The sequence below is a fragment of the Paenibacillus sp. 01T422 genome, from assembly GCF_056398785.1.
Map to the genome: position 1 here is coordinate 1 of NZ_JBFTQB010000710.1, position 3,455 is coordinate 3,455.

General features: G+C 53.6%; 4 protein-coding genes. All 4 read right to left on the minus strand.

All coding sequences use genetic code 11. From position 1 onward, the window contains the following. Positions 1-1,494 (minus strand): glycoside hydrolase family 57 protein (locus AC1DUA_RS29520; RefSeq protein WP_477503136.1); only part of this gene is annotated, 1,494 nt, incomplete at its 3' end. Continuing rightward, positions 1,491-2,051, minus strand: coding sequence for a DUF4912 domain-containing protein (locus AC1DUA_RS29525; protein WP_477503137.1), 561 nt, complete (start codon positions 2,049-2,051; stop codon positions 1,491-1,493). The genes AC1DUA_RS29520 and AC1DUA_RS29525, both read right to left, overlap by 4 nt. 121 nt (positions 2,052-2,172) lie before the next feature. Then, positions 2,173-2,385, minus strand: coding sequence for a hypothetical protein (locus tag AC1DUA_RS29530; protein ID WP_246069161.1), 213 nt, complete (start codon positions 2,383-2,385; stop codon positions 2,173-2,175). 73 nt (positions 2,386-2,458) lie between these two features. After that, positions 2,459-3,455 (minus strand): phosphohexomutase domain-containing protein (locus tag AC1DUA_RS29535; RefSeq protein WP_477503138.1); only part of this gene is annotated, 997 nt, incomplete at its 5' end.

The following is a 3,455-nucleotide window of genomic DNA, read 5'->3' on the forward strand; positions in this document are numbered from 1 at the left end:
GTCTAACAATTTATGGAAAGAAGCGATATGCGTCTCGATTCGTTTCACGGCATAGCTGGTTACGGTCTCAGCGTCCAGGATGAAAGTCCAGTCGCTGCTTTGCGCGARCATCAGCTCCCGCGCGGCTTGATTCAGCGCACGGATCTGCAGGCTGCTAAGCAGCTCTGGCTTACGGTGCTTCTGCGCCGCAAGCACCAAGCGATCCTCCGCCGCGTGCAGCAGCGGATGCACCCACTGGCTGCGCGGCTGCAGCCAGACCTCGGCGAAGCCGCCACGGCCCCAGCTGGACTCCGGCAGCGTGGCCGTCTTGGTCGGCGCATTGGCGGCTGCATAGCCGCCTAATGTCGCCGTCTCGCAGCGCGCAGCCGCAWGGCCGCGCAGCACCGCCTCCAGCCACTGGTGGCCTTCGTGCCACCAGTGCCCGAACAGCTCGGCATCGTATGGACATACGATGACCGGAGGTTGCTGCGCCGCTTCGAGGCGCCGCAGCTGCGCCACCCGGCTGGCGACGAAATGCTCAGCATGCTGCTGAGCTTTCTGCGCGGCTGGCGCCGGGTGGTAGGGCGCTTTGGCGTCACCTTGGCCGGTGACGCGGTGGTACTTGAAGCCCGTATGAATGCGTGCGCCGTCCGGCAGCACATAGGGCTTCAAGTACTCCCACTCGGCCCCGCCGCTTGCGCCGAGGTCAAAGCCGATATCGCGATAATATTCGCGATAGTCGGGGTCGCTCGGGTAACCGCTTTCGRCGCTCCATACTTGAGCGCCGGCTTCGAGGTCCCGAGCGTACGCGCAGGCGCCATTCGGCGTGCGCAGGGGATAGCTTGTTGATGCCCCAGACGCAGCAAAAGCATGGGCATCAACAACGAAATAGCGCAGCCCCAGCGCCTCCAAGTGGGGCTCCACAGATGGCGTGTAGCCACACTCCGGCAGCCAGATGCCTGCCGGGGCAGACCCGAAATGCCGTCTAAATTCCTGGACGGCTGCTTCAAGCTGCGCGCGTAGTGCGGCGTCATTCTTGAGCAGAGGCAAGAAGGCATGTGTCGCAGCGCACGTTATTAACTCTAAGCAGCCTGAGCTTCTTAGGCTGCGGAATTTACCGATCAGATCGCCTCTCAGGCGATCGTACAAAGCAAGCAGCCGATGATAGTGATCGGCGTAAAGTCTGGCCGTGGGGCCGAAGTCGGCATGACCCCATAGGCGAATCACTTCGCGCTGTGACAGCTCGCATAGAGAGGCCAGATGCTTGCGAAGCCGTTTCTGCAAGCCGACATCTTCCAGCATGGCAAGCAGCGGCGGAGATAGGGATAAGGTCAGCCCGAAGGGCACATCTTCCTCAAGCAGCCGCTCCATCATTTCAATCAAAGGGAGATAGCTGTCCACAACCGCTTCGAAAAACCAACGTTCTTCTAGCGTAATTTCCGCTTCAGTATGACGCACGTAAGGGATATGGGCATGCAGGAGCAAAGCAACATAACCGTGTACGTTTGTGCTCAATCGAGATCGCCTCCGAATTCCGAATCTGCTGGGTTTGTGCACTTGGGTAAGTACACAGAGTAGGCCGAGAAATACTCATGAGCTATAGAAGCCTTTAGCTGAATGGAAACGGCAGTAGGCCTGTAGGTAACTTGATTTTCCAGTGTTAAAACGTTTGAAGGAAATTCTTGATTCGTATGTATATGGGGAGTCTGAATCGTATTAGAACGCAGAAGCGGGAGAAATTGTCCCTGCTCATTCTTAATGCCGAGTTCTGCGAAGTAAAGCCGGCCGGGTAGAAAACCGTTCAGGAAGCAGCATTCATCTTGGGGAAGGGGGAGTTCAGAAATCGTATCCGAGAGATGAGTGCCAACGGCTTGTTCGACAGTTGTTTCATAGAAACGCAGTGTCGGCTGAAGCAGGAGCCAGTCCGCTCCGAAGTGATCCTGCACCAACCTTTTTTTTCTGGAAGAAAGCTGCCAGTAGGCAAAAAGATTAGCCGATGACTGCACCAGCAAGTGTAGTGTGTCCCTGTCATTGTGATTGGCAGAGGAAGCTTGGGTAGGAATCAGACTCACCTTTTCTTAGATCATAATGGGAAATAAATGGCATTGACCTTGTGGACAACATTGTAGCATAAGCGCCTAGGAAACGAAAAATCTCCTCCTTTCAAGAAGGGGGAGATCTCCTGTATGTGCTTTACTTGATTGGAGGTTGACCTTCCATGTACCGGGTTTCCGTAAGTCTCATTAAAGAATCATATCGATTGACAGAACTCAAAATCAACAGATAATCATCCTGATTAATATTCGTATAAGATGCCTTGAAACCGGTATGATATTGAACCGTCATACTGGAGGATTGATCGTCATACTGCACAAAAGCGATCTGCCTGGAAACGCTTGGAATCATATTCACGCCGCTCTCCCCTTCATCTTAAGACTTCGGATCACCCGCTAATGGATATATCTGTCATATAGTATGCTTATTGCAACACATTTAGAATGTGGTCGCGATAGGAATGGACAAGCTCTTCGGCAAGAGTCGGATTCTGAGACTGGGCGACAAGCCTAAAAACAGGGTCTTCACTATCGGGCAGCAGCAAAATCCAGCCATTTTCGTGATAGAATTTGATCCCGTCCACCAAATCAACGGGCGTATCCTTCGCCTTGTTCATCATGCTCCGCATGACTTCTCCCTTGGCGTCCCAAGGGCAATCAATTTGCTCGCGGTGCAGGTAGAAGGTTGGAATCAGAGCCAGAAGCTCTGAAAGCGGCAAGCCGGTTCTACCTAGATGAAGAACGACAAGTCCAATGGCAAAAAGCGAGTCGAACAATGGATGCATCCGCGCTTGCTCCGTGGCTTCCAGAATGGCGCGTTCCCATTCCTTCGTACGAACGATTGTCGCGCCAAGCCCCTCAGCCATACTCTCAAGAAGCTCAGGTGCGCTGACGGGAGCTCCGATTGTAGCTCCTGGCCGGCTATGCAGGTAGCACAGGTATAGGAAAACAATTTGCAAATCCGTATCGACAAGCTCGCCCTTCTCCGTCACAAGCTGAAGGGTACGACCATCGTCTAAAATGCGCAAACCCAAATGGGCCCCAGCTAGCGATGTAAATAGGGGGAGTGGCTCCTGGTTATTTACAGTGGTCACATGAATCGCTTCAATCCCCAGTTTCGCGAAAAATGGCACCAGATAAGGCTGCAGCCAAGGGCTGGCCTCAATAACGATCTTCATCGTCGCTAGGGGTAATCCATCTCCTTCATCTGCGATTTCTTCCGACAAAGTGCGGATATAGGTTTGGAACCAATGTGTTTCGTCCTTATAGCTGCCAAGGTGATTCATAGCTGCCCGTCCATAATCCTCTTGCCAAAAGCTGTTTTCCACTTTGCGCTCGGTTGATCTTGTAATAGGCAGCCCTTCGGCATCCATACAAGCCAGCAGGCACCGCTCGTTCTCTTGGCCCGACCAGTCCAGATGG

Bases quoted from the DNA above. Each gene is read 5' to 3' on its own strand.
- AC1DUA_RS29530 (WP_246069161.1), bottom strand. From the start codon at position 2,385: ATGATTCCAAGCGTTTCCAGGCAGATCGCTTTTGTGCAGTATGACGAT.